The following is a 25,047-nucleotide window of genomic DNA, read 5'->3' on the forward strand; positions in this document are numbered from 1 at the left end:
TATGCACCTGATCGGGGCGCGGGTTCGGGGGTTTCGTCCGGGGCGCGGCGGAAACACGCGCAGACGCCGGCGCCTCGCCACGCCGGTACACCGGACCGGCCGCGGACGTGCCGGCCACGAGGAAGGGAACCGCCGTGGGAATCATGATCCTGCTGATCGCACCGATGCTGACGGCCCTGCTGCTGGTCACCCGCGGCGAGGGGCACCGTCCTCGCCACCGGGCCGGCCGCGGCTGAGGACGACGCCGTGGCTGTTCGAGCGGTGGGCTGGGCCCGGTCGTTCCCCGTCCACCGGGGTGTCCGCGAGGCCCGCCGGTGGTGTCTGGGTCACCTGGAGACCCTGCCGTGGACCGCGACTGCTCCCGACACGGTCCACTCCGTCCTGCTCACCGTGTCCGAGTTGGTCACCAACGCCCACGTCCACGCGCACAGCAGTGCGCACCTGGTCCTCACCTGGGACGGCAGCTGTCTGCACGTGAGCGTGGCGGACGACGACCCGCAGGTGCCCTCCCCCAGGGCGGCTTCCACCGGGGCGACCTCGGGCCGCGGCCTCGCGATCGTCGACGCCCTCGCAGACCGGTGGGACGCCCACGTCTTCCACGGCGGCAAGGCGATCACGGCCTGCTTCCATTCGCCGGAGCACCCGTCCCCGCACGGGCCCGCCAACGGCGACGACGCGGGAGACCCGCCCGCGTAGCGGGCGGCCGGGGGACGGCGGGGTCCGTCACCTCACCGGCACCGACCGCCCCTTCCCCCTCCAGGGCTGAATCCGCGGCGGACGCGGCGCGGCGGCGGGCGTGGCGCCGGGATTTGCGCGGGCCCTCGGGTGATGATGCGGCGGTGCGACTTGATCATGTGTCCTATGCGGTGGCCCGCGACAGCTTCGTCTCGACCGTCCAGTGGATCGGATCGGCACTCGGCGCCGGGTTCGTCGACGGTGGCGTGCACCCGCGGTTCGGCACCCGCAACTTCATCCTCCCGCTGAGCGGCGGCACCTACGTCGAGGTCGTCACCACACTCGACCACCCCGCCGCCGACCGCGCACCCTTCGGCCAGGCGGTCGCCCGCCGCGCCGCCGAGGGCGGTGGCTGGCTCGGCTGGGTGGTCTCCGTCGACGACATCACCCCGGTCGAGGCACGGCTCGGCCGCACCTCGGCCGAGGGTCACCGCGTCCGCCCCGACGGGTTCGACCTGAGGTGGAAGCAGATCGGCCTGCTGGAACTGATGGAGGACCCGCAACTGCCCTACTTCCTCCAGTGGCTGGTTCCCACCGAGGAACGCCCCAGCGCGGGCCCGCGCACCTCGACCACCATCCACGGGGTCTCCATCGCCGGGGACGCCGCCTCCATCGCCGAGTTCCTCGGCGAACCGGCCGACCACCCCCTCGACCAGATCGACGTCACCTGGGTCGAGGACGAGGAACCGGGCCTGGTCTCGGTCGAGTTCGCCACCGCCAAGGGCCCGGTCACGATCTGACCCGGGCCGGGTCCAGGTCGGTGTGCAGCAGGTGGTGGTCCGAGTACGGGCTGGGGTGGACGCGGTGCGTACGCGGGCTGATGCCGCGCAGGAACACGTAGTCGAACTTGCTGTTCCAGTCGGTGGTGGCCGCGCAGGCTCCGGTACCGGCTGCCGAGGGGCGACAGCCGGGGTCCGTGTCCGTGGCCAGGGCCCACAGCGGGCCGAGTTCGGGCGCGTACGGCACGGCGTTGAAGTCACCGAGGACGATCGCCCGGTCGTGGCGGGCGACTTCCACGGCGAGCACGCCCACCTGGCCCGCCCTTACCCCTTCCTGGCGGCGCTGGGCGAGATGGGTGTTGAAGACGCGTACGGGCCGGCCGCCCACCAGCGTGGTGACGGCCAGGTAGCCGCGGTCCTCCGAACCGCCGTCGGGGTATTCGACACTCACCCGGTCCGTCATCGGCGCCGCCGACAGGATCGCCTGGCCGAAGCCGCCCGGCCGCCACGGCAGGCCCCCGCAGCGGTTCCAGTTCCGCAGGACCGGCCCGTACGCGACCCGGTAGACCAGCCCGTAGACCTCCTCCAGGTACCCGCGGATCTCCTCGACGTCACGCACGCACGCCTCCTGCAGCCCGATGACCTGGGGGGCGTACGTGGCGATCTCCGTCGCCCGGCCGAAGTTGAGCCCGCTGCCGCACGGATTGCAGAGGTTCCACGTGCCGACGCGGTCCGGTACGACCTCCTCGGCGGCGCCGGGCGGCAGCGGCCTGGCCGGGGGAAGGCCACGGCCCGGCGCGCCGGGGCCCAGGAGCAGCACCGCGCAGACCGCGGTCAGCGCGGCCGCGGCCCACCGCGCGCCCCTGCTCGGCACCAGCGCCTCCTCGAAGTGGACGCACATCGTCACACGCCGCCCTCGACGGACGCTGGAGGGGGCCCCGGTCCGGGGCGGGGCGGACCCGCCGGACCGGTTCGCCCTCCGCCCGCGCTGACCGGGGGCGTACTACATGGGGTCCATCGTGGCGCTTTCCGGGCCGTGGCGGTCTTCCAGGTCCTTGCGGATGCGCAGGGCCTCGTCCATCAGGCCCTCCCGTTCGGCTTCGTCGGCGGACTTGCCGGCCGCCAGTTCGAGCGCCTCCGCCTGTTCACGCATGCGCCGGGCCTGTTCGTCGGTCCGGTGGTTCTCGGTGGCCATGGGATCTCCTCCGGGTGGGTACGGGACTGGGCCTCCACTCAAGCACTCCGCGCGGCGCGGCCGCCGGAGCTACGCCGTGGCGGCCCGTCCGAGGGTCATCTGCGCGCACTCCGCGACGACGGCGGCGAGGGGGCGCCCCTCGGCGTGGAGGCGGCGCTGGACGCGGGCGCCGTTCCCCCGTTCGTGGAGGTGGGCGATGGCCTCCCGGACCCGTTCGTCGTCGCCGTGGTCCAGCAGCGCCTCGCGCACGTACCGGTACAGGGCGTCCACCACCTGCTCGGGGGGTGTCTCGCGCATGGTCTCGGGGTGCAGCAGGGGCCCGTCCAGCCCGGAGCGGCCGGCCCGCCACGAGGCCAGGCGCAGGAGGCTGGTCCCGATGCGGGCGGGCGGCTGTCCCTGCTGCCAGGCGCGGGCGGCGGTTTCGACCAGGCCGCGGACGAGGGCGGCGAGGAGGACCGTGGTCTCGGGGTCGAGGCAGACGTCCGCGACGCGTACCTCGACGGTGGGGTAGCTCGCGGACAGGCGGGCGTCGAAGTAGATCATGCCTTCGTCGCGGAGCACACCGGTGTCGATCATCGCGCGGACCTGCTCCCGGTAGCGGTCCGCGGATCCGAAGAGGTCGACCGGTCCGGCGGAGGGCCATCTGTTCCAGACCCGGCTGCGGTAGCTCCCGTAGCCGCTGTCCTCGCCCTGCCAGAACGGCGAGTTCGCGCTGATCGCGGTCAGGACGGCCAGCCAGGGCCTGATGCGGTCCAGGACGGCGACGCCCTCCTCGTCCGAGGCGACGGACACGTGGACGTGGCAGCCGCACGTCAGCTGCTCCTGGGCCGTCAGTCCGAACCGCTCGCCCAGCCAGCGGTAGCGGGGTCCGGCGTTCAGCGACGGCCGCACGGGCAGCGGTGAGGTCGCCACGGCCAGCACCCGGGCGTCGGCGGTGGCCGCGTGGCGGGCCGCCTCGCCCCGGATGCGGGTGATCTCCTCCCGCAGTTCGCCCATCTCGGTGAGCGGTTTGGTGGCGAACTCCACCTGTTCCTTGTGGAGTTCCTTCTCGAACTCGTGGTCCTCCCGGCCGTGGCCGCCGTGGCGCCCGGCGGAGCGTTCCGCGGCCGCCAGCACGGCGCCCGAGACCGCGAGCGGCGAGCCGCTCGACGCGTCCACGAGCAGGAGTTCCTCTTCCACACCTACGCTTCGCACACCGCCGCCTATCGGTCGAACTTCCGGATGGCCCGCGTCTGCCCAGCCCTCCCCCGCGCATGCGCTCCGGGCCGCGGTGAGGTGGAGCGCTTCGCTCACCCGCCCGGATCCGCGGGCCGGAGACCGGCAGGACGGGCGGGTCCGGGTCCCCGCGCACATACTGGAACGAGGGGTGGAAGGGGGACGTCCACGCGCGCAAGGGTGTGACCGAGGAGGGCGGCTTCCCGGCCGGCGGCTCGGTCGGAAGGGAACCCTGACATGATCAGTCCTCTGGACTTCGCCCCCGCCACCGCCGTGGTCACCGGCGCCGACTCCGGTATCGGCCGCGCGGTGGCCGCCAGGCTGGCGGCGACCGGGCTGGACGTCGGCATCACCTGGCACCAGGACGAGGCGGGTGCCCGTCGAACGGCCGAGGAGGTCCGGGCACACGGGCGGCGTGCCGCGCTCGCCCGGCTCGACCTGACGGACCTGCCCGGCGCGGCGGACGCCGTCGACCGGCTGGCCGACGAGCTCGGCCGCCTCGACGTCCTCGTCAACAACGCGGGCACGGGGACCGCCACGCCCTTCCTGGAGCTGGACCTGGCCACCGTGCGCCAGGTGCTCGACGTGGACCTCGTGGGTCCCCTGCTGTGCGGCCAGCGGGCCGCGCCGCACATGATCCGCCAGGGAACGGGCGGCAGGATCGTCAACGTCACCTCGGTCCACGAACACCAGCCAAGGGTCGGCGCGGGCCCCTACTGCGCCGCGAAGGGCGGGCTGGGGCTCCTCACCCAGGTGATGGCCCTCGAACTCGCCGAACACGGCATCACCGTCAACTCCGTGGCACCCGGGGAGATCGCCACCCCCATGACGGGGCAGGAGGACGTGGACGTGCGGACCCGGGACCGGCCCGGCATCCCGGCCGGACGGCCCGGCGACGCCCGGGAGGTCGCCGCCGTCATCGCGTTCCTCGCCGGACCCGAGGCCTCCTACGTCACCGGCGCCTCCTGGGCGGTGGACGGCGGCATGCTGCGCATGGGCCCCATGGCCGGGTCCCACATGGACCACGGCCGGTGGCGCCGGCCGGTGTGACATGCTGCGGTGACTCCGGCGGGCCGGCCGCCGGCGGCGGAGAGGACTTCCATGACCCGCAGCGCGCTCCTGGCCGGAGCCACGGGACTGGTCGGCGGACAACTGCTGGTACGGCTGCTGCGCGACCCGCGCTACGACCGCGTCACCGTCCTAGCCCGCCGCCCGCTCGGCCTCGAACACCCGCGGCTGGACGCCCGGGTGGTGGACTTCGCCAAGCTCCGGGCCGACGACCTGCCGCCCGGGCCGGCCGGGGGCGACGTGTACTGCGCGCTGGGCACCACCATCGCGCAGGCCGGCTCGCAGGAGGCCTTCCGCGAGGTGGACCAGCACCACACCGTGCGGGTGGCCGGGCTGGCCCGGGACGCCGGCGCCGACCGGATCGCCGTCGTCTCCTCGGTCGGCGCCGGGTCGGGCAGCCGCGCCTTCTACCTCCGGGTGAAGGGGGACATGGAGGCGGAGGTGACGGCGCTGGGCTACCCGCAGACCGAGTTCTTCCGGCCCTCCTTCATCCTCGGCCGCCGTGCCGCCCACCGCCGGGGCGAGGGGCTCGGCGGCTCGCCGCGACCGTACTGGCCCCCCTGCTGGCCGGGCCCGCCCGCCCCTACCGGCCGGTGCCGGCGGGCCGCCTGGCCGCGGCCATGATCGCCGCGCTGGCCGAGGACCGGCCCGGGGTCCGGGTCCGCACCCACGACGACTTCCTGGCCCTCGCCCCGGACCCGGGCGCCGTCGCGGAGTCCGGCGGCCGGGGCTGACGGACCGTCCGGTTCCGGTGGGCGGGGGCGCCCGTCCCCCGTCAGCGTCCCGGGTCGGCGAACGCCTTCGCCAGGACCCTGGCCGCCCCGGACACCAGCGCGTCGTCCGCTTTCGCGTCCTGCGCCGGTTTGGTCGTCAGGACCGCCAGGACCAGCGGAGCCCCGTGCGGCCGCCACACGATGCCGACGTCGTTGTTCGTGCCGTAGGAGCCGCCGCCGGTCTTGTCGCCCAGCCGCCACTCGGCGGGCAGCCCCTCCCGGAAGCGCGCGCCGCTCGTCGTGTTCGCGCACAGCCATCCGGTCAGCAGACCGCGGTCCGCCCGGCCCAGCGCGTCGCCCAGGACCAGCCGGGCGTACGTGCGGGCGATGGCCCGGGGGGTGGTGACGTCGGTGACGCGGTCCGGTTCGGCGCTGTTCAGCTCGGGCTCCCACCGGTCCAGGCGCGTCACCGGGTCGCCGAGGGAGCGGGCGAAGCGGGTGACGGCATCGGGGCCGCCGAGTTCGCGCAGCAGCAGGTTGGCGGCGGTGTTGTCGCTGTAGGTGATGCTCACCTCGCACAGCTCGGCGATCGTCAGGCCGTTCGCGAGGTGCGCCGCCCGCTTGGTCCACTCCGAGTAGCCGGACCTGTCGATGTCCGCCTGGGTGTAGTGGACGCGGCGGGCGAGGACCGAGCCGTCGTGGTCGAGGTCGCGCAGGACCGCCGCGGCGGCGAGGGTCTTGAACACCGAGCACATGGGGAAGAGTTCGTCCGCCCGGTGGGTGACGGTGCGTCCGGTGTCCGTCTCCAGGGCGTACACCCCGAGCCGCGCGCCGTGCTCGCGTTCGAGTGCGGCCAGGGCCCGGGCGACCCGCGGGCCGACCCCCGCGGCGGGTACGGGCGAGGCAGCGGCGGCGGGGGCGGGGCCGGCGGTGAGTACGGTGCCGGCGCCGAGGGCGGCGGCCAGCACGCTACGGCGGGCCGGGGGCATGGGCATGGGGACCTCGTCTTCTTCCGGGAACCTTGATGATCATGACGCAGGGAGTGGATACGACGGTTCCACCCCGGTTTGCGCCGGTCCCCGGAGCCCGCTCGTGGCCCCCATGACCCATGCGCTCACGGCCCGTACCAACCAGGCCGGGCGGACGCCCCGTTCAGAGACGGCCGCCCGTGAGCCGGGACAGCGGGCCGCGCCGTCGCAGGCCGGAACGCCGTCCGAGGGTGTAGGCGGTCGTCACGACGGCCGCCGTGGCCGTGGCGGCACCGGCCGCCGCGGCCTTGCGGGCCCTGACGGCGGTCCAGACCCAGCCGGCCCGGCCCAGGGAACCCCGGACGGCCTTCGCGGCGGCGACCGTCTTCTCCCCCAGCGGCGCCGGCAGGGAGGCGAGGGCGCCCGCGGTGTCCTCGGACGCGGCTGCGGCCCGGTCCCGGGTCCTGGTGGCGGTCCCGTTGGAGGAACCTCGCGACGTGGAACGGCTGCTGGTGTTCTTCTCCGATTCGGTCATGTCCCGCGTGTGACCCGAACCCCGGGCGGCAAACCCCCCTCACAGGAGCTTTCCCAGGGGGCCCAGGTCGATGTTCAGGTCCTCGGGGCGCAGGCCGAACCGGCGCCGCAGGAGGTCCATGCGGTCCTCCAGGAGCATCAGGGTCAGGCCGAGGCGTTCTTCCTGCTCCTCGGTGAGGGTGCCGCTCTCGAACCGGCGCAGCGCCTGGCGTTCCATGAGCTGGCGCAGGAGTTCCACGACGGTCAGGACCAGGCGTGCGAGGTCGCGTTCGACGGTGTCGGCGTCGAGGTCGAGCTGCTGCGGTCGGCTCATCTCTCATTCCTCCCAGGGTGCGGGCACGGTGTCGCCGACGGAGCTGACGAGCGCCTTCAGGTCGATGCGGACGAGGTCGACGTCGGCGATGCGCAGCGTGATGTCGCCGACGAGCACGACCCCGCCCGCCAGGAGGCGGTCGAGGAGGTCGACGAGGGCGACGTCGGCGGTTTCGGCGACGTCCCGGGTCCCGCTCACGGGGCTTCCGCGGCATCCGCGGGACCGTGGGCGAAGGAGTACGGGACCCAGGGGCCGGTGACCTCGATCCGCAGGCCCGCCGGCAGCGAGTCCGCGTCCGGGACGCCGTCCAGGAACGCCCGCCGGTCCGCGGTGGGGACCAGGTAGGCGGCGTTGAGCACGTTCCGGCCCGGGGCCGACGACAGCGCGCCGTGCTGCGGCGGGTGCGTGACGGCGCCCGACGCCCTGGCGCGGAGGTCGTCGTGGAGCGTGCGGGCGGTCTGCCGGGCCCGGTCGTCGCGGTCGTCGCGCGCCCGTCGTGCCGCGACGCGGGTGCGCAGGTAGTCGCGGCCGGAGCCGCCCGCCGCCGAGGGGGCCGGCGAGGCGGCCGGGCCGTCGGCAGCGGCGGGTTCGGTGTAGAGCTTGACGCCCCACTCCTCCGTGCCCGCGAGCCGGCGCAGGGCCCGGGTGAGCGGTACGCGGCCTTCGGCCAGCATCCGCCGGACCCCTTCCGGGCCGCGGCACACGGTCGCCAGCCGCAGCGGGACGGTGGTGGCCAGCCGTCCCACGCGGGCCACCACCCCGTGGTGGGCGCGAGCCACTCCGGCGAGCCAGTCCAGGTCCTCCAGGCGGGCGCGCAGCGGTCCCTCGTCGAAGTCGGCGGCGGACACGGGCTCGGCGACGGCGGTGAGGCCGTCATGGCCGACGAGCCGCAGGCCCGCGCCGAGGACGGGGCCGGTGTCGGCTTCGACGAGGGACCGCGGGAGCTGCGGGCCGGTCCGCAGCACGGCGTACACGTAGAGGAGTTCCTCGCTCACGGGTGTTCCTCCCGGCGTGCTTCGAGCGCCGCGATGCGCCGGCGCAGATCCGCGTTCTCACGGCCCAGCTCGCCGTCACGCGCCTTGGAGGACAGGGCGGGGTCCCGTTCCCACCAGTCGATGCCCATTTCCTTCGCGCGTTCCACCGAGGCGACGACCAGGCGGAGCTTGATGGTGAGCAGTTCGATGTCGAGCAGGTTGATCCGGATGTCGCCGGCGATGACCACGCCCTTGTCGAGTACGCGTTCGAGGATGTCGGCGAGGTTGGCTCCGCCACCGTCGTCGCCGAGCCGGGGCAGGCCCGAGGGTGTGGTCATGAGGGGCGTCGGCTTCCGTGACGGCCGCGGGGGCGGGCGGGACCGGGCTCGTCCTCGGCTTCGAGGAGGAGCGTGGCGCGCCCCAGGGCCCGGCCGATGCCCGCCAGGAGGCATGCGGCCCGGACCGCGAGGTAGTGCTCCAGTTCGTCCTTGACCCGGTCCGCCGCGGGGCTGTTCCCGAGTCGCGCCAGCAGGGTGGTCTCAGGCATCGCCGCCGTCTCCCCGGCTGCCGCTCGCGCCACCCTTCACGGCGCCCTTCGCCTCGCCGGAGCCGCTGCGGCGGGAACGGCCGGCCGACGGCGCCTGTTTGCGGGCCGCGCGCTTGCGCGGCGGGCGGCGGTCGCCGCCCTGTGGCTCGTCGGCGTCGGCGTTCCGGGGCCCGTCGGCGTCGGCGACCGCTTCCGCGTCGGCGTCCGGGTCCGGGTCGGCGTCCGGGTCCGGGTCGGCGTCCGGGTCCGGGTCGGCGTCCGGGTCCGGGTCGGCGTCCGGGTCCGGGTCCGCGGCCTGCCGACCGGTGTCGTCGTCCCGGCCCGTCAGGTCCGCGAGACGGTCCTGGAGGTCGAGGGTGCGGTCGTGCAGGCGGTCGGCGAGGGCGTCGAGCCGTCGGTCCACGAGCGCGCCGACGGCGGCCGGTGCCACGCCGCGGAGGTCCGTGCGCAGCTGGTCGCGCAGCTCCTTCACCCGGGGGCGGTCCCGCAGGCCGCCGACCAGGGGAAGGGCCGGCCCGGAAGCGACCCTGCGGCCGAGCACCAGGGTGGTGAGGCCGAGGGCGAGCCTGGCCTTCTTCGTGCGGCCCAGGAGGTAGCCGGCGCCGACGGCCAGGCCCAGGGCGGTGCGGTTCGTCATGTCGGTCGCGACCTGCTCTCCAGTCGGGCCAGGAGTTCGTCCTCCCGGCGGTCGAATTCGGACTCGTCCATCTCTCCCGCCTCGAAGGCCGCGACGAGCCGTGCGAGCTCGCGCTGGACGACGGCGGGGTCGTGGTACTGCCGCTCGGCCTCGGCGAGGACCTGGCGCATGACCCAGGCGGTCCCCCGTACGGGTGCGGCCGGGAGCAGCAGGACTTCCTTCAGCAGGCCCATGGCCTCAGCCCGCCTCGGCGAAGCTGTAGGGCGGCAGCGGGCCGGTCGCCTGCACCCGCAGGTGGTGATGCTGTTCGTGCAGGGCGCGGACCGCGGCGAGGAAGTCCTCGCGGCGGTCGCGGTCGACGAGGAAGGAGCAGTTGGCGAGCCAGCCGGCGCTGTCGGGTCCCCGGCGCACGTCCTCGGCGTGGGGGGTCAGGGCCTCCTCGATGAGGGCGGCGTCCGCCCGCTCGCGCGCTGACACCGCGCGCGCGACGAGTTCACCGAAGAGCAGCTTCTCCTCGTGGGTGCCACCGCCCGCCGCGCGCATCGCCTGGTGGCGGGCGATCAGCTGGGGATCCGCGGCCAGGACCGAGTGGAGGACCGCGTCCTCCTCGTGGCTGGCCTTGACGTTGTACTCGTCGCGGTTCACCAGGGCCTCCAGACGTTCGAGGTAGGACTCCTCGTGTTCCGAGAGGATCGCGCCGACCGTGTCGTCGTCGGGTGAGACGCCGCCGAAGCGCATCGGCAGGACGGGGCCGCCGGCCTGGGCCTGGATGACCACCCTCTGGTGGGCGAGCAGGTCCCGCCGCTTCGGCTTCAGCTCGGCGGGGGCGTCGCTGACCAGTGCGGCGAGCCGGCCGGCCCGGACGGACCGGACGGGGAGGGGCGGCTCGCCTATCCCCTCGATGGCGCCCGGGAGCTTCTGCGAGGCGCGGGTGATGCCGTAGACGTAGGTGCTCATTCCTTCTCCTCCCGGCGGGCCGTGGCGCGCCGGCGCGGCCGGCTCTCGCTCTTCTCCTCCGTGCCCTCCTCGCGGGCCTGGCTGAAGGCGTCGGAGAGGGTCTGGGCCGCCCCGCTGAGGACGCCCTTGGTCTTGCCCCGGGCGCCGGACTCGGTCAGCTCGCCCATGAGGTCGGGCAGGCCCGGGTTCTTGCGCGGTCCGGCTTCCAGGTCGAGGCGGTTGCACGCCTCCGCGAACCGCAGGTAGGTGTCGACGCTGGCCACGACGACCCGTATGTCGATCTTGAGTATTTCGATGCCGACCAGCGAGACGCGTACGAACGCGTCGATGACCAGGCCTCGGTCGAGGATCAGTTCCAGGACGTCGTACAGACCGCTGGAGCCGCCGCCGGACGCGGCGGGTGCGGGCTGGGCAGGAACGACGGTCATTGTTCCGCTTCCCTTTCTTCGGGGGCAGGGACGGGCGTCCGCCTTCAGCGACGGTCCGCGCGGCCCCTCTCGTAGCGGCGGACCCGCCGGTAGCCGATGAGTTCTCCGTCGGCGTCGGCCTCCACCTCGTAGGAGGCCAGCAGCGTCATCGTGTCGGGGACGCGTGGCAGTTCGACGATTTCGACCGAGAGCTTCCAGGTGCCGTCTTCGGCCCGCTCGCACGAGCTGACGGCTTCGGCCGGAAGGCCGAGCAGCTGGGACAGCTGCCGCATCGCCGAAAGGATCACCGTGGCGGGGCGCGGGGGCTTCCCCTGGTCCGCCTTCGTCTGTGTGTCGTCGTCAGGTGTGTTGGTCATGTCTTCCTCCTGCCGCGTATGGCCGCCTTCCGGGACCTCAAACCCCGCGACGGCGGGCACGAGTTGAGGAGGCCGGGCAGGAGCGGTCCCTACGGCGCCGTCGCGGCAGGCGGGAGCGGGTACGGGCCGCGCGGCGTGCTGTCGGGGCGTCAGGGGGTGCGGCGGGTGCGGCGGATGCGGATCGGACCCCGGGCCCGGTCCGGATCGACGGGACGGCCGTGCTGGGTGATCTCCACCTCGCCCGCCGCGGCCAGCCGGCGGGCCGCGCGGCGGACCGGCTCCATCAGGGCGCGCCAGCCGTCGTCGTCCGCCGCGTACACCGCCCGCGCGGCGTCCGAGGGGCAGATCGTCGTGCCCGGCCCGCGGCGCTCCAGCAGGTCGAGGATGGTCCGTTCCAGCCGCCGTTGCGTGCGGCGCTCGTCGTCCGCCACTCCCCCAGTGTCACCCGGGCGGTCGCCGGTCACCGGGTCCGGCGCGGGCAGGAGGCATGCTCGCGGCGGGACGGGACATGCGCCGACCATGAAGGCCAACGGGACAGCTGACGACAGGGACGGCCGCCCGCCGTCGGACACGGGATCCGGGGAACCGGCGCACGGGCCGCCCGACCGGCCGTCGCTGCTCCCCGGCCGGTCCTGGAAGGCGGTGGTGCGCGGCACGGTGAGGGAGTTCACGGACGACGAGCTGGCGGACCGGGCGGCGGCCCTGACCTACTACGGGGTGCTGGCGCTGTTCCCCGGCCTGCTGGTGCTGGTGTCGCTCCTGGGCGTCGCGGGCGACGTGGCGACCCGGCAGGTGCTGGACGAGCTGCGGGCGCTCACCCCCGGCGCGGCACGGGACGTGATCACCGACGCGGTCGAGCGGTTGCGGGACCACGCCGGTGCCGGCTCCTTCCTGGCGGTCGTGGGGCTGGTGGTGGCGGTCTGGTCGGCCTCCGGCTACGTCGGCGCGTTCATCCGCGCCTCGAACGCCGTCTACGACATGCCCGAGGGGCGGCCCGTGTGGCGGGTGCTGCCCCTGCGGCTCGGTCTGACCGTGACGCTCATGGGGCTGGCCGTCGCCAGTGCGCTGATCGTGGTGTTCACCGGTGGCCTGGCCCGGCGTGCGGGCGCGGCGCTGGGGGTGGGCGACACCGCGCTGGCGGTGTGGTCGACCCTGAAGTGGCCGGTCCTGCTGGTGCTGGTCACCGCCATGATCGCGCTGCTGTACTGGGCCGCCCCGAACGCCAGGGGCCGCGGCTTCCGGTGGGTCAGCCCGGGCAGTGTCCTGGCGCTGGTGATCTGGATGACCGCCTCGGGCGGCTTCGCGTTCTACGTGGCGCACTTCGGCTCGTACAACAGGACGTACGGCACTCTGGCGGGCGTCGTCATCTTCCTGGTGTGGTTGTGGATCACCAACCTCGCCGTGCTCCTGGGCCTGGAGTTCGACGCCGAACTGTCCCGCCAGCGCGCGGTGGCGGGCGGGTGTCCGGCGGACGAGGAGCTGTACGTCGAGCCCCGGGACACGCGGGCCTGGACCGACGAGGACCGCCGCCGGCTGGAATGAACGGAGCCGGCGGCGGAGGCAGGGCCGCGGCACGCGCGGCCGCGCGTCACCGGTCGTCGTCGTGGGCCGGGCCCGCGTCGGGCTCCTGCCAGGAGTTCCGCCGGGCCACGGCCTGCGGGTTCTGGTCGACCGCCCGGGCGCCCGGGTCCCTGCGGCGCGCCGCGCGGCGGCTGCCGTACCAGAACGCGGCGACGAGCAGGGCGGCCACGAGGACGCCGACGGCCATCAGCAGGAGGGCGGGCGTACCCTCGGCCGCGAGAACGGGAGTCGCGAGGTGAGGAGTGGAAGCAATCATGAGCGCCGTCTACCCCTTCCCGGGCCTCCCTCACGGGTCCGTGCCGGTCCTTCCGAGGGGGCGTACGGTGGAAGGGCCCCACCGGGTCCCGGAGGCCTCGCCGACGGGCGCGCGGGACCTGCAGGGCGGCTTTCGCCGCCGTGCACACCGTGTGCGCAGGACCGGGGCAGGAGGCGGCCATGAGCACCGACGCGGCGAACCTGCCCCTGCCCGCGCCCGACCTGAAGACGGACACCGTACGGGTCGGCAGCGCCGTGGTGTGCGTCCTGTCCGGCGACGTCCACCTGGGCACCCGGGCCATCGGCGACGACGCGCTGAGCCGGGCACTGGAGCTGCGTCCGGCGCTGCTCGCGGTCGACCTCGACGCCGTGGAGCTGTTCACCGCCGACGGGCTCAACCTGCTGCTGGCCGTGCGCGAGGCCGCCGACGAGCAGGGTGTGACCCTGGTCCTGCTCTCCCCGGGCGATGCCGTACGAGAGGTGCTGGACGCCACCGGCGCGGCCGGGATGTTCGAGATCCACCCGACCCTCGCCGAGGCGACCGCCCGCCACCGCCGGTAACCCGTGGGCCGCACGTGGTGTGGCCCGGTGGGCGGTGGGCAGGTGACGGAACCAAGAGAACTTCGGCCTTTCGGGACCCGTGATGGGACTGCCGCCTTCTGCTGTGAGCCATGGAATCGACCTCGACGACGCGAACGGCGCCGCGGGGTGCGGTGCGGGCGTGGCGTGGGTCCGCCGGACCCTCACCGACATGGGCCTCCTGGCCCACGGTGGCGATGTCGTCCTGGTGGCGGCCGAGTTGCTCTCCAACGCCGTCAAACACGCCGGGGGCGTCCGCCACCTCGCCCTCGACCGGCACGACCGCTTCCTGCGGATCTCCGTCAGCGACCACGATCCCCGCCCGCCGCACATGGGCGAGCACCGTCCGGACTCCATCGGCGGGCACGGGCTGTTCCTCATCGACCAGCTCGCCCTGCGCTGGGGCACCCTGCCCACGCCCGGGGGAAAGGCCGTCTGGGCGGACCTTCCCCTCCCGGCCCCGTGAGCGGGCGGGAGGCGGGGGCGGGCCGGCGGGGAGGCCGCGAGCGGGTGCGGGAGGTGCGGCGCGGCTACGCTGGAAGAGCGGCCGGCCAGGTGAGCGGCCTTCCGGCCGCCGGGCCCGGTCGTGAGCGTCTCCTCCCCCTCAGCAGGCGCCCGCGCCGGGCTTCGGGGTGTGTTGCGGGGCCGGACGCCACCCCCGGGCCGGGCGTCGTCCCGCCGACCGGCCCGGGGGCCGCTGTGTGGTCAGCGGGCGCCGGGGGCTTGGCCGGGGCGCGTACGCGGGGAGGCGTCGACGCGGCCGGGCGGCCGTGCCTGCGGCGGGACGACACAGTGGTGCCGCGGCGACGGCCCGCGGGCGGGTGCCCTGAGGAAGGGGTGCCGCCCGCGGTCACCAGCCGCGGTGGTCGCCGGTCTGGCGAGACGTGCCGCCGTCACCGGCGCGTGTGTCCCCGATCCGCTCCTCCAAACCCCCTCGCGGGACGACGGCGTCCCTGAGCGGTCCGGGCGGCGGTTTGGCGGGTCCGGCCGCGGGCAGCAGCGCGTGCATGACTGAACTCGGGGATCGCTGCGCAAGCCCGGATGCGGGGACGGTCACGACGAAGGTCCCCGCGAGACTGGACCGGCTGCCGTGGTCCCGGTGGCACTGGATGATCGTGGTCGGGCTGGGCACCGTGTGGATCCTCGACGGCCTCGAGGTGACCGTCGTCGGCAACATCGCCGGGCGCCTCTCCGAGGACGGCAGCGGCCTGGCCGTCACCGACGCCCAGGTCACCGGGGTCGCCGCCGCCCTCTACGTGGCCGGCGCGTGTGCGGGGGCGCTCGTCTTCGGACGGCTGACCGACCTGTTCGGGCGCAAGAAGCTGTTCCTGGTCACCCTCGGCGTCTACCTCGCGGCGACCGCATTGACCGCCGTGTCCTTCTCGGCCTGGTGGTTCTTCGTCTTCCGGTTCCTGACCGGCTTCGGCATCGGCGGCGAGTACGCGGCCATCAACTCCGCCATCGACGAGCTCATCCCGAGCAGGTACCGGGGGCGCGTCGACCTGATCATCAACGGCAGTTTCTGGCTCGGTGCCGTCGCCGGTGCCCTGCTGTCGGTGTTCGCACTGGACACCGGCGTCTTCCCGGCCTGGCTGGGCTGGCGGCTCACCTTCGCCCTCGGCGTGGTCCTCGGCCTGGTCATCCTCCTCGTGCGCAGGCACGTGCCCGAAAGCCCCCGCTGGATGTTCGTCCACGGCAGGGAGCGGGAGGCCGAAGAGCTGGTCACCGGGGTCGAACGGCAGGTGGAGCGGGAGAAGGGCGTGCGGCTGCCCGAGCCCGGGGAGGCGATCACCGTGACCCGCCACCGCGCCATCGGCTTCGGCCTGATCGCCCGCACCGTCTTCCGGACGTACCCGCGGCGCGCCGTCCTCGGCCTGTCGCTCTTCGTCGGCCAGGCGTTCCTCTACAACGCGATCACGTTCGGTTTCGGGACGATCCTGATCCGGTTCTTCGGGGTGTCCAGTGGCGGCACCGGCTACTTCTTCGCCGTCGTCGCCTTCGGGAACTTCCTCGGGCCGCTGCTGCTGGGGCGGTTCTTCGACACCGTCGGCCGCCGCCCGATGATCGCGGGTACGTACGTGCTGTCGGGGCTGCTGCTGTTCGGCACGGCCTGGCTGTTCGGGACGGACAGGCTCACCGCGCTGACCATGACGGCCTGCTGGTGCGCGGTGCTGTTCTTCGCGTCGGCGGGGGCGAGTTCGGCGTACCTGACGGTGAGCGAGATCTTTCCGATGGAGACCCGGGCGATGGCGATCGCCTTCTTCTACGCGGTCGGCACGGCCGCCGGCGGGATCTCCGGGCCGCTGGTCTTCGCCGAGCTCACCTCCAGCGGCGTCCGCTCGGACACCGTGCTGGCGTTCTGCGTCGGGGCGGCGCTGATGGTGGCCGCGGGAGTGGTCGCCGTCTTCTTCGCGGTCGCCGCCGAGGGGCGCTCCCTGGAGGAGGTCGCCGCCCCGCTGTCCGCGCGGACGGACAGCGCCTGAGCCGACCCCGGCCGGCGGCGGCCGGCCGGGGTCAGTCGAGCTGTACGCCGATGAGGCACGTGTCGTCGTCGGTGTCGGACCAGCTCTGCGTCAGGAGTGCGTCGAGCCTGCTGTCGAGGTCCCCGGCTCCCGCCCCTGCGGTGCGCAGGAGGTCGGCCAGGGAGTCCTGCACGGAGGCGTCCCGGCGCTCGACCAGTCCGTCCGTGAACATCAGCAGGGTGTCCTGCGGTTCGAGGAGGATCTCCCCCTCGGCGTACGTGACGTCGGGCAGCGCGCCGAGGAGCAGGCCGTCGATGAGGGGGAAGGCCCGGGCCCCGTCCTTCCTGACGAGTACGGGCGGCAGGTGTCCGGCGCGTGCCCAGCGCATGACGCGGGTGCGGGGGTCGTAGAGGCCGCACACGGCGGTGGCGGTGACCTGCTTGGTCAGGTGGTGGGTGACGGTGTTCAGCCAGGACATCAGCTGGGCGGGGCCGGCGCCGGTGACGGCGAGGCCGCGCAGGGCGTTGCGCAGGACGACCATTCCGGTGGCGGCTTCGATGCCGTGTCCGGCGACGTCGCCGACGGAGAGCAGGATGAGGCCCGAGGGCAGCACCAGCGTGTCGTACCAGTCGCCGCCGACGAGGGACTCCGTCTCCGCGGGCCGGTAGCGGACGGCGACGCGCAGTCCGGGTGCCTCGATGTGGTGGTGCGGGGGCATGATGGCGTGCTGGAGCTGGAGGGCGAGCCGGTTGCGTTCGGCTGATTCGGCCTCGGTGAGGGCGAGTTGGTCCCGGGTCGCGGCGAGGGCCACCTCGGTCCAGTGCTGGGCGGAGATGTCCTGGTACGCGCCGCGCACGGCGTGCAGCCGTTGTGCCGAGTCGAGTACGGGCTCGGCAACGACGCGGATGTGGCGCAGGATGCCGTCGGAGCGTCGCAGGCGCAGGTTGACGGAGGCGGGGCGCCGGTAGCGCAGCACGGCCCGCAGGAAGCGGCCCAGGGCCGCGGAGTCGTCCGGGTGGGCGTGGTCGGGCAGGTCGCGCAGCGGTACGGGGGGCGCGGTGGGCGGGAGTCCGTGGAGGGCGTAGAGCTCGGAGTTCCAGGTGATCTCGCCGGTGGTGAGGTCCTCCTCGAAGCCGCCGATGCGGCCCAGCCGCTGGGCGTGCTGGAGCAGGTTGGCCAGCCGGGCGGTCTCGTCCTCGATCCGCCAGATGAGCAGGACGGCGGCGCCGTGCCGGCTCACGCTGATGTCGGCGACCGAGGTGAGCGGGATCTGGCCGACCAGGGCGGTGAGGCTGACGCGTTGGGCTCGGAAGGGTTCGCCCGTGGCGTGGACCCGTTCGATGGTGTCGAAGAGGCCGCTGTCGCCGCCGGCCATCGGGTAGGCCTCCAGCAGCAGGGCTCCGTTGACGTCCGCGCGCGGACGTCCGGCGGGATCGGCGAACCGGCTGTTCGCGTGGCGGATGCGGAAGTCGGCCAGCCGGCCCTCGGCGTCCAGGACGGGGGTCAGGATGACGGTGGGGTCGTGCAGTCCCTCGGCGAGGTCGATGAGTTCCGACACGTCGGGCAGGAGTCCCTCCGGCGCCCCCGCGTCGGGCGGCGGCGCCGTGTCGAGGGTGTGGGCGCACAGCTCGGCCAGTGCTTCCACCTGGCGCTTGATCTGCGGGGGCTGCGGCGGCAGGGGCTGCGGCCAGCAGACCTCGAGTACGCCGTGCACGCGTCCGCCGGTCCCGGCGGGTACGGCCATGCGGCCGCCCGCGGGCCATTGGAGGTGTCCGATCGAGGGGATCCCCTCCTGCCCGAGGTCGGCGATGGTCACCGCGGTGCGTTCGCGCAGGGCGAGGCGGGGGACGGTGACGACGCCGGGGGGCACGTGCCGCCAGCGGGAGGCTTCCTCCGCGGGGAATCCGGCGTGGGCGGCGAGGGCCAGGGAGCCGTCGGGGGCGGCGGCCCACACCGCGACGGCGACGGCGCCGAGCGGGGTCAGGGCGTTGGCGAGCAGGGATTCGGCCACGGCCTGGGTGTCCGCGGCGGCGGCGAGGATCCCGCTCTCGGCGGTGCGCAGGCGTACCGAGAGCGTCGAGGGCCGCACGGTCGGCGCGGTGGCGGCCGCGGTGCGTTCGACGAACTCGGCGGTGACTTCGCTGACGTGGTCGCGGGCGGCCTGGTTGACGATGTCGGCGGCGAGTTCGAGGGGGGAGAGCCCGGCGTCGCGGCACAGATCGTCGAGCTGGCGGGCCGCGGCGGCCGGGGTGCAGTTCAGCCGCCCCATGAGGATGCCCTTGGCCAGTTCGACCAGGGCCCGGCCGTCGGCCGCCGCGTGGGCCTCCCGTACCTCGCGGCGCAGCCGCTCGACCGTGGCGACGAGCCGTCCGAGCGGGGTCGGCGCCTGCTTGGGGAGGATGGGCGGCGGTGCTTCGCCGGCCGGTGCGCCGGGGGCGGGGGCGGTGTCGGGGCGGGTCACCGGGCGGCCCGCCCCTCGTCGCCACGACGGGACGGGGTGAGCCAGTGGCGGACGCGGGCGATGAGGTCGTCCGCGTCGACGGGCTTGGTGACGTAGTCGCTGGCGCCGGCGGCCAGGCTCTTCTCCCGGTCGCCGGGCATCGCCTTGGCGGTGACGGCGATGATGGGCAGGCCGGCGTGGGCGGGCATGCGGCGGATCTCCTCGGTCGCGGCGTAGCCGTCCAGCTCGGGCATCATCACGTCCATCAGGATGAGGTCGATGCCGGAGTTGCGGGTGAGCGTCTCGATGCCCTTGCGGCCGTTCTCGGCATGGAGCACGTGCATGCCGTGGAGTTCGAGGATGCCGCTGAGGGCGAAGAGGTTGCGGGCGTCGTCGTCGACGACGAGGACGGTGCGTCCTGCCAGCTCCCCGTCGGGGGCGGCGGTGTTCCCCTCGTCTGCCGCCGACGCCTTCACGCCGGGCCGCGGCTCGCCGGGCCGTTCGGCGGACGGGTCGGCGGACAGGTGCAGGACGATGCGTTCGCGGAGTTCGTCGAGGCTGCCGATCAGTTCGACGCGGTGGGACCCGCTCCGCTCGGGCAGGGTGTCTTCCCGGCCGTTCCTCAGGCGGGGGTTGCTGTGCGCGAGGACCGGCAGCGCGCTGAGCGCCGGGTCCCCGTCGAGGGCGTCGAGGAACCGCAGGGCCTCGCCGCCGGGCATGTCGAGTTCGAGGACGACGCAGTGGAACGGCTCGGAGGCCAGGGCGGCGGCGGCTTCGCGCGAGCTGGTGGCGCCGACGACCTGGACACCGCCGTACTCGCCGTCGGGGGCGGGCGAGGGGACGAGTTCGCGTTCGGCGCTGGCGGCGACGAGGGAGAGCAGACCGCCCTGGCGTTCCTCGATGACGAGGAGGCGGCGGGCCTGGCGCTGCCGGCCGGCCGGCGCCCCGCGCTCGCCCTCGTGCCGCGGGCCGGGCAGACCGTACGCGGCGGGGGTGGCGGCGGGCGCGGGGGCGGTGGTCTGGGGGGCGGGTCCGTCCTCGAACTCGGCGTGGCTGACCGGGAGGTAGAGGGTGAAGGTGCTGCCCTGGCCGGGGGTGCTCTCCGCGGCCACGGCACCGCCGAGCAGCTGGGCGATCTCACGGGTGATGGAGAGGCCGAGCCCGGTGCCGCCGTACTTGCGGCTGGTGGTCCCGTCGGCCTGCTGGAAGGCGCCGAACACCGATTCCAGCTGCTGTTCGGGGATGCCGATGCCGGTGTCGCGGACGCGGAAGGCCATCACGCTCCCGCGGCGGAGCAGCCGGGCGGGGACTTCGGCGTCGGTGGCCCGTTCGATGCGCAGCTCGACACCGCCGCGCTCGGTGAACTTGACGGCGTTGGACAGCAGGTTGCGCAGGATCTGGCGCAGCCGGGAGTCGTCGGTCAGCAGGTCGGCGGGGGCGTCGGGGGCGGTGGTGACGGTGAAGTCGAGGCTCTTCTGGGTGGTCATGGGCCGGAAGGTGGCCTCGACGTAGTCCAGCAGCTGTTGCAGGTGGACGCGCTCGGGGTGGATGTCCATCTTGCCGGCCTCGACCTTGGAGAGGTCGAGGATGTCGTTGATCAGCTGGAGGAGGTCGGATCCGGCCGAGTGGATGATGCCGGCGTACTCGACCTGCTTCGAGGTGAGGTTGCGGGTCGGGTTCTGGGCCAGCAGCTGCGCGAGGATCAGCAGGCTGTTGAGCGGGGTGCGCAGTTCGTGGCTCATGTTCGCCAGGAACTCCGACTTGTACTTGGAGGCCAGCGACAGCTGCTGCGCGCGGTCCTCCAGTTCCTGCCGGGCGTGCTCGATCTGCAGGTTCTTCGCCTCGATGTCGCGGTTCTGGCTGGCCAGCAGGGCGGCCTTCTCCTCCAGTTCCGCGTTGGAGCGCTGCAGCTCCTCCTGCTGGTCCTGGAGTTCGGCGGAGCGTGCCTGGAGTTCGGCGGTCAGGCGCTGCGACTCGCCGAGGAGTTCGTCGGTACGGGCGTTGGCGACGATGGTGTTGACGTTGACGCCGATGGTCTCCAGCAGCTGGCTGAGGAAGTCGCGGTGGACGGGGGTGAAGGAGGAGAACGAGGCCAGCTCGATCACGCCGAGGACCTGGTCGTCCACCACGATCGGCAGGATCGTCAGGCTTCCGGGCGTGGTGTGGCCGAGCCCGGAGGAGATGACGTAGCCGGCGGGGACCTGGTCGGTGGTGATGGTGCGGTGGCTTCGTGCCGCCTGCCCGACGAGGGACTCGCCGAGGGCGAAGCGTACGCCGACCCCGTCGGCGGCGGAGCGGCCGTAGGAGCCGACGAGCGTCAGCACCGTGCCCTCGGGGGTGTCCTCCGCCAGGTAGAAGGCCCCGTACTGGGCGGCGACCAGGGGGGTCAGCTCGTCCATGACGAGTTCGGCGACGACGGCGAGGTCGCGGTGGCCCTGCATCAGGCCGGAGATGCGGGCGAGGTTGGACTTGAGCCAGTCCTGCTCCTGGTTGGCGCGCGTGGTCTCGCGCAGGGAGCCGACCATGGAGTTGATGTTGTCCTTGAGGTCGCCGACCTCGCCGGGGGCTTCCACGGTGATGGAGCGGGTGAGGTCGCCCTCGGCGACGGCGCTGGTGACGGCGGCGATGGCGCGGACCTGCCGGGTGAGGTTGCCGGCGAGTTCGTTGACGTTCTCGGTGAGGCTCTTCCAGGTGCCCGCCACGTTGGGCACGCGCGCCTGGCCGCCGAGGCGGCCCTCGGTACCGACCTCGCGGGCCACGCGCGTCACCTCGTCGGCGAACGCGGACAGCGTGTCCACCATCGTGTTGATGACTCCGGCGAGGACGGCGACCTCGCCCTTCGCCTCCACGGTGATCTTCTGCGACAGGTCGCCGCGGGCGACGGCGGTGGCGACCTGGGCGATGGAGCGGACCTGGCCCGTCAGGTTGGACGCCATCACGTTGACGTTGTCGGTGAGGTCCTTCCAGGTCCCCGACACCCCGCGTACGGTGGCCTGGCCGCCGAGGTTGCCCTCGGTGCCGACCTCGCGGGCCACGCGCGTCACCTCGTCGGCGAACGCGGAGAGCTGGTCGACCATCGTGTTGATGGTCGTCTTCAGCTCCAGGATCTCGCCGCGGGCGGTGACGGTGATCTTCTGGGAGAGGTCTCCCTGGGCGACGGCGGTGGCGACCTGGGCGATGGAGCGCACCTGCGCGGTGAGGTTCCCGGCCATGAAGTTGACCGAATCGGTGAGGTCGCGCCAGGTTCCGGAGACGTCCTTGACGTCGGCCTGGCCGCCGAGCAGTCCTTCGGTGCCGACTTCGCGGGCCACGCGGGTGACCTCGCCGGCGAAGGAGGACAGCTGGTCGACCATCGTGTTGATGGTGTTCTTCAGCTCCAGGATCTCGCCCCGGGCGTCCACGGTGATCTTCTGGGAGAGGTCTCCCTGCGCGACCGCGGTGGTCACCTGAGCGATGTTGCGCACCTGGTCAGTGAGGTTTCCGGCCATGAAATTGACCGAATCCGTGAGGTCCAGCCAGGCTCCGCCGACGCCGGGGACGTCCGCCTGGCCGCCCAGCGTGCCCTCCGTGCCCACCTCGCGCGCCACCCGCGTCACCTCGGAGGTGAACAGCGACAGCTGGTTGACCATCCCGTTGAACACGGTGGCGATCTCCCCGAGGAGACCTTCCGCCGCGTCGGGCAGCCGCGTACGGAAATCCCCGTCGCGTACGGCCGTCAGCCCCTCCAGCAGCAGGCGCAGCTCCGACTCGGTGATGCCGCCCTCGCCGGCTTCCACCGGCGCTCCGCCCGGTGCAACCACCCCGGTCCGCTCAGCCATCGCCAACCCCATTTCCGCCGTACCTGACGGGTGAAGGCTAACCCTCCCTCCGGGGCCCCCCGGGCACGTCACCGGCCGAGGGCGTCCTCGACGCTGGGGTGCAGCGACAGGACCGCGTCCGCTCCGGTGAGGGTGAACAGGCGTTGCAGCTGCTCACCCGGGGCGGCGACGCGGAGCACCGTCAGGCGGTGCAGCCGCAGCAGCAGGTTGAGGAAGGAGGAGTCGCCGAATGTGACCGAACTCGCGTCCAGTACGACCACCCCGTGCCGGTCCGCGGCGGCCGTCAGGGCTTCCTCCAGCGCGGGCAGGGTGTCCTGGTCCAGCTCGCCGCGCGCCGCGACGACCCAGCCGGGCCCCGCCCGGTAGCTGTCCCCGACCACGCCGTCGCCCACCGCGTCCCCTGCTCCGGTCATGTCCGCCTCCCCGGATCTCACCTGTACGGGTTCCGGAATGGAGTATGCACGGTGGATCACCCGGAGACGACGTCCCCCCGCTGAGTGGTCCGGCCGGGCGGTCTCCGCGTTCCGGTACGCGTAGGACGCCGATCACGGGGCATGAGCGCGGCGGCAGCCATCGACAACAGGGAGGGACCCGCCACCATGCCTCGTCCGGCAGCAGTCGTAAGCCCTGAACGTGCGACGCACCACACGGTGCCGAGTCCCGCCCGGCCCGTGGGAGGGGAACCGCCCTCCGCGTCACCGCTGCCCCGGGTGGAGCACGCCCGGGAGGTCGCCCCCGCGGACGCCCGGGAACTGTCGCGGCTGTTCTTCGCGAGGCTGCGCTCCCTGGAGGAGGGCACGCGGGAGTACCAGTACGCCCGCAACACGCTGATCGAGATGAACCTCTCGCTGGTGCACTTCGCCGCACGCCGGTTCCGCGCCCGGGTCTCCGGGGGCGGGCTCGACATGGACGACGTCATCCAGGTCGGCACCATAGGCCTGATCAAGGCCATCGACCGCTTCGACCTCGACCGCGAGGTCGAGTTCTCGACGCTGGCGCTCCCCTACATCACCGGTGAGATCAAGCGGCACTTCCGCGACACCACGTGGGCCGTGCACGTCCCGCGCCGCCTCCAGGAGCTGCGTTCCGAACTCGCCAAGGCGCAGGAGTCCCTCACGGAGACCCTGCGCCGGGCCCCCACCGTCAAGGAGGTCGCCCAGCACCTCGGCCTGTCCGAGGAGGTGGTGATAGACGGCCTGGTCGCCGCGAACGGCTACACCAGCGGCTCGCTGGACACCGCCGACGACGCCGAGGAGGCCCGGGGCACCGGCCGTCCGGCCCGCGCGCTGGCCGAGAAGATCGGCGAGAGCGATCCCGCCATGGAGCTGTTCGAGGACTTCCACACCCTCGCCCCGCTGCTGCGGGAGCTCCAGCCGCGGGAACGGCTGATCCTGAGCATGCGGTTCGGGCAGGAGATGACGCAGGCCGAGATCGGGGCGGAGCTCCACATCTCGCAGATGCAGGTGTCCCGGCTGCTCTCGCGCACCCTGGCCCGCCTGCGCGCGGGAATGCTCACCTCCTAGGAGTCGTGGTGCTTCCCGGACGTACGTGCCCCGCCGGAGGCCTCGGCACGACGACAGTTCCCGCGGCCGACGGCCCGGCGGGCTTGGTCCATACCGCGCTCCTCTGCCGGAGTCCCGAGGAATACCTGACCGGGGTGGGAGGCTTCGTGCGGGCCGCGCTCGCCGCGGACGAGCCGGTCCTGGTCGCGGTGCCCGGGCCCCGGCTCGGGCCGCTGCGGGACGTCCTCGGCAGCGGCGGGGTGGGCGTCGGGTTCGTGGACATGGCCCGCCTGGGCCGCAATCCCGGCCGGATCCTCGCCGCGCTGCGGGAGTTCGCCGAACGGCACGAGGGCCGGCCCGCCCGGATCGTCGCCGAGCCGGTCTGGCCGGGCCGTACGCCGGCCGAGGTGCGGGAGGCCACGCGCCACGAGGCCCTCCTCAACACGGCCTTCGCGGGACGCGAGGCCACGGTCCTGTGCCCGTACGAGGTGACCGCCCTCTCCCCCGCCGTGCTCGCCGACGCCCGCCGCACGCACCCCACGCTGATCGAGGGCGGACGCGTACGGCCGAGCCCGGGCTACACGGACCCCTCGGTGGTCGGCGGCGACTGCGACACCCCGCTGCCCGAGCCCGGCCCGGGAGCGGTCGGTCTCGCCTACGCGGGCGGGGACCTCGCCCGCGTACGCGAGTTCGCGGGGGCGTGGGCCGGCGCTGCCTCCCTCGGGGCGGGACGCCGGGGCGACCTGCTGCTCGCCATCGGCGAGGCCACGGCCAACTCCCTGGCGCACGGCGGCGGCCGCGGCACGCTGCGGCTGTGGCGCGCCCCGGGAGGCGGGGGCGTGGTGGCCGAGATCCGCGACGGCGGTCGGCTGGCCGATCCGCTCGCGGGCCGCCGCCGCCCCGCGCTCTCCTCCACCGACGGCGGACGGGGCCTGTGGATGATCCACGAGCTGTGCGACCTCGTCGAGGTCCGCTCCTCGCCCCGCGGCGTCACCCTGAGACTGCACATGGCCGACGTCTGACAGCCCGGCCGCCGTACACTGTCCCGGCA

30 protein-coding genes are annotated in these 25,047 nt (G+C 73.8%); 10 read left to right on the top strand and 20 right to left on the bottom strand.

Features of this window, described 5'->3' with window-relative positions:
• Nucleotides 1–246 precede the first annotated feature (246 nt).
• Entirely contained in the window at nucleotides 247–696 is a 450-nt protein-coding gene (locus D1J60_RS00815; RefSeq protein WP_125819701.1) for an ATP-binding protein, read from the top strand.
• 143 nt (nucleotides 697–839) lie between these two features.
• Nucleotides 840–1,475, top strand: a complete 636-nt coding sequence (locus tag D1J60_RS00820; RefSeq protein WP_125597478.1) for a VOC family protein — start codon at nucleotides 840–842, stop codon at nucleotides 1,473–1,475.
• Here the strand turns inward: D1J60_RS00820 and D1J60_RS00825 are convergent.
• From D1J60_RS00825 to D1J60_RS00835, 3 genes are all read right to left on the bottom strand, one after another.
• Nucleotides 1,465–2,355 carry an endonuclease/exonuclease/phosphatase family protein gene (locus tag D1J60_RS00825; protein WP_125823784.1) on the bottom strand — a complete coding sequence of 297 codons (891 nt, stop codon included), beginning with the start codon at nucleotides 2,353–2,355 and terminating at the stop codon, nucleotides 1,465–1,467. The genes D1J60_RS00820 and D1J60_RS00825 overlap by 11 nt on opposite strands.
• A gap of 102 nt (nucleotides 2,356–2,457) precedes the next feature.
• Entirely contained in the window at nucleotides 2,458–2,649 is a 192-nt protein-coding gene (locus tag D1J60_RS00830) for a DUF6381 family protein (RefSeq protein WP_125597472.1), read from the bottom strand.
• A gap of 69 nt (nucleotides 2,650–2,718) precedes the next feature.
• Nucleotides 2,719–3,843: a glutamate--cysteine ligase gene (locus D1J60_RS00835; RefSeq protein ID WP_125819702.1), complete on the bottom strand. Its 1,125-nt coding sequence runs from the start codon at nucleotides 3,841–3,843 to the stop codon at nucleotides 2,719–2,721.
• Between the two features lie 258 nt (nucleotides 3,844–4,101).
• On the opposite strand from D1J60_RS00835, the gene D1J60_RS00840 reads away from it, so the two are divergent.
• Both D1J60_RS00840 and D1J60_RS00845 read left to right on the top strand, forming a co-directional pair.
• Entirely contained in the window at nucleotides 4,102–4,914 is an 813-nt protein-coding gene (locus D1J60_RS00840; protein WP_125819703.1) for an SDR family oxidoreductase, read from the top strand.
• Between the two features lie 51 nt (nucleotides 4,915–4,965).
• Nucleotides 4,966–5,556 carry an NAD(P)H-binding protein gene (locus D1J60_RS00845; protein ID WP_125819704.1) on the top strand — a complete coding sequence of 197 codons (591 nt, stop codon included), beginning with the start codon at nucleotides 4,966–4,968 and terminating at the stop codon, nucleotides 5,554–5,556.
• A 151-nt stretch (nucleotides 5,557–5,707) separates the two neighbouring features.
• Here D1J60_RS00845 and bla read toward each other — a convergent pair whose 3' ends face one another.
• The 13 genes from bla to D1J60_RS00910 all read right to left on the bottom strand — a co-directional run bounded on the left by bla (nucleotide 5,708) and on the right by D1J60_RS00910 (nucleotide 11,790).
• On the bottom strand, nucleotides 5,708–6,640 hold the full coding sequence (bla, locus tag D1J60_RS00850) for a class A beta-lactamase (RefSeq protein ID WP_125819705.1): 933 nt from the start codon (nucleotides 6,638–6,640) through the stop codon (nucleotides 5,708–5,710).
• A 157-nt stretch (nucleotides 6,641–6,797) separates the two neighbouring features.
• Nucleotides 6,798–7,148: a hypothetical protein gene (locus D1J60_RS00855; protein ID WP_125597457.1), complete on the bottom strand. Its 351-nt coding sequence runs from the start codon at nucleotides 7,146–7,148 to the stop codon at nucleotides 6,798–6,800.
• A 39-nt stretch (nucleotides 7,149–7,187) separates the two neighbouring features.
• The gene (locus D1J60_RS00860; RefSeq protein ID WP_125819706.1) at nucleotides 7,188–7,460 is read right to left on the bottom strand and encodes a gas vesicle protein K; all 273 of its coding nucleotides are present in this window, start codon (nucleotides 7,458–7,460) and stop codon (nucleotides 7,188–7,190) included.
• A gap of 3 nt (nucleotides 7,461–7,463) precedes the next feature.
• Entirely contained in the window at nucleotides 7,464–7,658 is a 195-nt protein-coding gene (locus tag D1J60_RS00865) for a gas vesicle protein (protein WP_125819707.1), read from the bottom strand.
• Complete coding sequence (locus D1J60_RS00870; protein ID WP_125819708.1) at nucleotides 7,655–8,455, bottom strand: GvpL/GvpF family gas vesicle protein; 801 nt, start codon at nucleotides 8,453–8,455, stop codon at nucleotides 7,655–7,657. Before D1J60_RS00870 ends, D1J60_RS00865 begins: the two co-directional genes overlap by 4 nt.
• Complete coding sequence (locus D1J60_RS00875) at nucleotides 8,452–8,772, bottom strand: gas vesicle protein (protein WP_125597448.1); 321 nt, start codon at nucleotides 8,770–8,772, stop codon at nucleotides 8,452–8,454. The genes D1J60_RS00870 and D1J60_RS00875 overlap by 4 nt, the downstream gene beginning before the upstream one ends.
• A complete protein-coding gene (locus D1J60_RS00880; protein ID WP_125597445.1) occupies nucleotides 8,769–8,981 on the bottom strand; it encodes a hypothetical protein in 213 nt (70 codons plus the stop codon). Before D1J60_RS00880 ends, D1J60_RS00875 begins: the two co-directional genes overlap by 4 nt.
• Nucleotides 8,974–9,618: a DNA primase gene (locus D1J60_RS00885; RefSeq protein ID WP_125819709.1), complete on the bottom strand. Its 645-nt coding sequence runs from the start codon at nucleotides 9,616–9,618 to the stop codon at nucleotides 8,974–8,976. Before D1J60_RS00885 ends, D1J60_RS00880 begins: the two co-directional genes overlap by 8 nt.
• Nucleotides 9,615–9,851, bottom strand: a complete 237-nt coding sequence (locus D1J60_RS00890; protein WP_125597440.1) for a gas vesicle protein GvpG — start codon at nucleotides 9,849–9,851, stop codon at nucleotides 9,615–9,617. The genes D1J60_RS00885 and D1J60_RS00890 overlap by 4 nt, the downstream gene beginning before the upstream one ends.
• Before the next feature lie 4 nt (nucleotides 9,852–9,855).
• Nucleotides 9,856–10,575 (bottom strand): GvpL/GvpF family gas vesicle protein, encoded by a 720-nt coding sequence (locus D1J60_RS00895; RefSeq protein WP_125819710.1) that lies wholly within the window; start codon nucleotides 10,573–10,575, stop codon nucleotides 9,856–9,858.
• Complete coding sequence (locus D1J60_RS00900) at nucleotides 10,572–11,003, bottom strand: gas vesicle structural protein GvpA (RefSeq protein WP_125819711.1); 432 nt, start codon at nucleotides 11,001–11,003, stop codon at nucleotides 10,572–10,574. Before D1J60_RS00900 ends, D1J60_RS00895 begins: the two co-directional genes overlap by 4 nt.
• Nucleotides 11,004–11,047: 44 nt before the next feature.
• Entirely contained in the window at nucleotides 11,048–11,359 is a 312-nt protein-coding gene (gene gvpO, locus D1J60_RS00905; RefSeq protein ID WP_125819712.1) for a gas vesicle protein GvpO, read from the bottom strand.
• 149 nt (nucleotides 11,360–11,508) lie between these two features.
• Nucleotides 11,509–11,790 (bottom strand): DUF3253 domain-containing protein, encoded by a 282-nt coding sequence (locus D1J60_RS00910; protein WP_125819713.1) that lies wholly within the window; start codon nucleotides 11,788–11,790, stop codon nucleotides 11,509–11,511.
• Between the two features lie 88 nt (nucleotides 11,791–11,878).
• On the opposite strand from D1J60_RS00910, the gene D1J60_RS00915 reads away from it, so the two are divergent.
• The gene (locus D1J60_RS00915) at nucleotides 11,879–12,901 is read left to right on the top strand and encodes a YihY/virulence factor BrkB family protein (RefSeq protein WP_164720802.1); all 1,023 of its coding nucleotides are present in this window, start codon (nucleotides 11,879–11,881) and stop codon (nucleotides 12,899–12,901) included.
• Between the two features lie 46 nt (nucleotides 12,902–12,947).
• Here D1J60_RS00915 and D1J60_RS00920 read toward each other — a convergent pair whose 3' ends face one another.
• Nucleotides 12,948–13,196: a DUF6479 family protein gene (locus D1J60_RS00920; protein WP_125819715.1), complete on the bottom strand. Its 249-nt coding sequence runs from the start codon at nucleotides 13,194–13,196 to the stop codon at nucleotides 12,948–12,950.
• A 179-nt stretch (nucleotides 13,197–13,375) separates the two neighbouring features.
• Here D1J60_RS00920 and D1J60_RS00925 point away from each other — a divergent pair, with 179 nt between their 5' ends.
• From D1J60_RS00925 to D1J60_RS00935, 3 genes are all read left to right on the top strand, one after another.
• A complete protein-coding gene (locus D1J60_RS00925) occupies nucleotides 13,376–13,756 on the top strand; it encodes an STAS domain-containing protein (protein WP_125819716.1) in 381 nt (126 codons plus the stop codon).
• Nucleotides 13,757–13,859: 103 nt separating this feature from the next.
• On the top strand, nucleotides 13,860–14,240 hold the full coding sequence (locus D1J60_RS00930) for an ATP-binding protein (protein ID WP_125819717.1): 381 nt from the start codon (nucleotides 13,860–13,862) through the stop codon (nucleotides 14,238–14,240).
• Between the two features lie 541 nt (nucleotides 14,241–14,781).
• Nucleotides 14,782–16,257, top strand: a complete 1,476-nt coding sequence (locus tag D1J60_RS00935; protein WP_125819718.1) for an MFS transporter — start codon at nucleotides 14,782–14,784, stop codon at nucleotides 16,255–16,257.
• Nucleotides 16,258–16,288: 31 nt separating this feature from the next.
• On the opposite strand, the gene D1J60_RS00940 is transcribed toward D1J60_RS00935, so the two are convergent.
• The 3 genes from D1J60_RS00940 to D1J60_RS00950 all read right to left on the bottom strand — a co-directional run bounded on the left by D1J60_RS00940 (nucleotide 16,289) and on the right by D1J60_RS00950 (nucleotide 22,907).
• On the bottom strand, nucleotides 16,289–18,637 hold the full coding sequence (locus tag D1J60_RS00940; protein ID WP_241253519.1) for a SpoIIE family protein phosphatase: 2,349 nt from the start codon (nucleotides 18,635–18,637) through the stop codon (nucleotides 16,289–16,291).
• A 56-nt stretch (nucleotides 18,638–18,693) separates the two neighbouring features.
• Nucleotides 18,694–22,494 carry a HAMP domain-containing protein gene (locus D1J60_RS00945; protein WP_125819720.1) on the bottom strand — a complete coding sequence of 1,267 codons (3,801 nt, stop codon included), beginning with the start codon at nucleotides 22,492–22,494 and terminating at the stop codon, nucleotides 18,694–18,696.
• Between the two features lie 68 nt (nucleotides 22,495–22,562).
• Nucleotides 22,563–22,907 carry an STAS domain-containing protein gene (locus D1J60_RS00950; RefSeq protein ID WP_125603450.1) on the bottom strand — a complete coding sequence of 115 codons (345 nt, stop codon included), beginning with the start codon at nucleotides 22,905–22,907 and terminating at the stop codon, nucleotides 22,563–22,565.
• Nucleotides 22,908–23,093: 186 nt separating this feature from the next.
• Between D1J60_RS00950 and D1J60_RS00955 the strand changes: the two genes are divergently transcribed.
• Entirely contained in the window at nucleotides 23,094–24,017 is a 924-nt protein-coding gene (locus tag D1J60_RS00955) for a SigB/SigF/SigG family RNA polymerase sigma factor (protein ID WP_185899675.1), read from the top strand.
• An 8-nt stretch (nucleotides 24,018–24,025) separates the two neighbouring features.
• The gene (locus D1J60_RS00960; RefSeq protein ID WP_277607489.1) at nucleotides 24,026–25,018 is read left to right on the top strand and encodes a sensor histidine kinase; all 993 of its coding nucleotides are present in this window, start codon (nucleotides 24,026–24,028) and stop codon (nucleotides 25,016–25,018) included.
• Nucleotides 25,019–25,047 lie beyond the last annotated feature (29 nt).

The organism is Streptomyces sp. W1SF4, assembly GCF_003950035.1.
Classification (GTDB): domain Bacteria; phylum Actinomycetota; class Actinomycetes; order Streptomycetales; family Streptomycetaceae; genus Streptomyces; species Streptomyces racemochromogenes.

Excerpts from the sequence above, each read along its gene's own strand:
- D1J60_RS00825 (WP_125823784.1), bottom strand. The coding sequence starts at position 2,355 with ATGTGCGTCCACTTCGAGGAGGCGCTGGTGCCGAGCAGGGGCGCGCGG.
- D1J60_RS00830 (WP_125597472.1), bottom strand. The coding sequence starts at position 2,649 with ATGGCCACCGAGAACCACCGGACCGACGAACAGGCCCGGCGCATGCGT.
- D1J60_RS00840 (WP_125819703.1), top strand. The coding sequence starts at position 4,102 with ATGATCAGTCCTCTGGACTTCGCCCCCGCCACCGCCGTGGTCACCGGC.
- D1J60_RS00845 (WP_125819704.1), top strand. The coding sequence starts at position 4,966 with ATGACCCGCAGCGCGCTCCTGGCCGGAGCCACGGGACTGGTCGGCGGA.
- bla (WP_125819705.1), bottom strand. The coding sequence starts at position 6,640 with ATGCCCATGCCCCCGGCCCGCCGTAGCGTGCTGGCCGCCGCCCTCGGC.
- D1J60_RS00855 (WP_125597457.1), bottom strand. The coding sequence starts at position 7,148 with ATGACCGAATCGGAGAAGAACACCAGCAGCCGTTCCACGTCGCGAGGT.
- D1J60_RS00860 (WP_125819706.1), bottom strand. The coding sequence starts at position 7,460 with ATGAGCCGACCGCAGCAGCTCGACCTCGACGCCGACACCGTCGAACGC.
- D1J60_RS00875 (WP_125597448.1), bottom strand. The coding sequence starts at position 8,772 with ATGACCACACCCTCGGGCCTGCCCCGGCTCGGCGACGACGGTGGCGGA.
- D1J60_RS00880 (WP_125597445.1), bottom strand. The coding sequence starts at position 8,981 with ATGCCTGAGACCACCCTGCTGGCGCGACTCGGGAACAGCCCCGCGGCG.
- D1J60_RS00885 (WP_125819709.1), bottom strand. The coding sequence starts at position 9,618 with ATGACGAACCGCACCGCCCTGGGCCTGGCCGTCGGCGCCGGCTACCTC.
- D1J60_RS00890 (WP_125597440.1), bottom strand. The coding sequence starts at position 9,851 with ATGGGCCTGCTGAAGGAAGTCCTGCTGCTCCCGGCCGCACCCGTACGG.
- D1J60_RS00895 (WP_125819710.1), bottom strand. The coding sequence starts at position 10,575 with ATGAGCACCTACGTCTACGGCATCACCCGCGCCTCGCAGAAGCTCCCG.
- D1J60_RS00900 (WP_125819711.1), bottom strand. The coding sequence starts at position 11,003 with ATGACCGTCGTTCCTGCCCAGCCCGCACCCGCCGCGTCCGGCGGCGGC.
- gvpO (WP_125819712.1), bottom strand. The coding sequence starts at position 11,359 with ATGACCAACACACCTGACGACGACACACAGACGAAGGCGGACCAGGGG.
- D1J60_RS00915 (WP_164720802.1), top strand. The coding sequence starts at position 11,879 with ATGAAGGCCAACGGGACAGCTGACGACAGGGACGGCCGCCCGCCGTCG.
- D1J60_RS00920 (WP_125819715.1), bottom strand. The coding sequence starts at position 13,196 with ATGATTGCTTCCACTCCTCACCTCGCGACTCCCGTTCTCGCGGCCGAG.
- D1J60_RS00925 (WP_125819716.1), top strand. The coding sequence starts at position 13,376 with ATGAGCACCGACGCGGCGAACCTGCCCCTGCCCGCGCCCGACCTGAAG.
- D1J60_RS00935 (WP_125819718.1), top strand. The coding sequence starts at position 14,782 with ATGACTGAACTCGGGGATCGCTGCGCAAGCCCGGATGCGGGGACGGTC.
- D1J60_RS00945 (WP_125819720.1), bottom strand. The coding sequence starts at position 22,494 with ATGGCTGAGCGGACCGGGGTGGTTGCACCGGGCGGAGCGCCGGTGGAA.
- D1J60_RS00950 (WP_125603450.1), bottom strand. The coding sequence starts at position 22,907 with ATGACCGGAGCAGGGGACGCGGTGGGCGACGGCGTGGTCGGGGACAGC.
- D1J60_RS00955 (WP_185899675.1), top strand. The coding sequence starts at position 23,094 with ATGCCTCGTCCGGCAGCAGTCGTAAGCCCTGAACGTGCGACGCACCAC.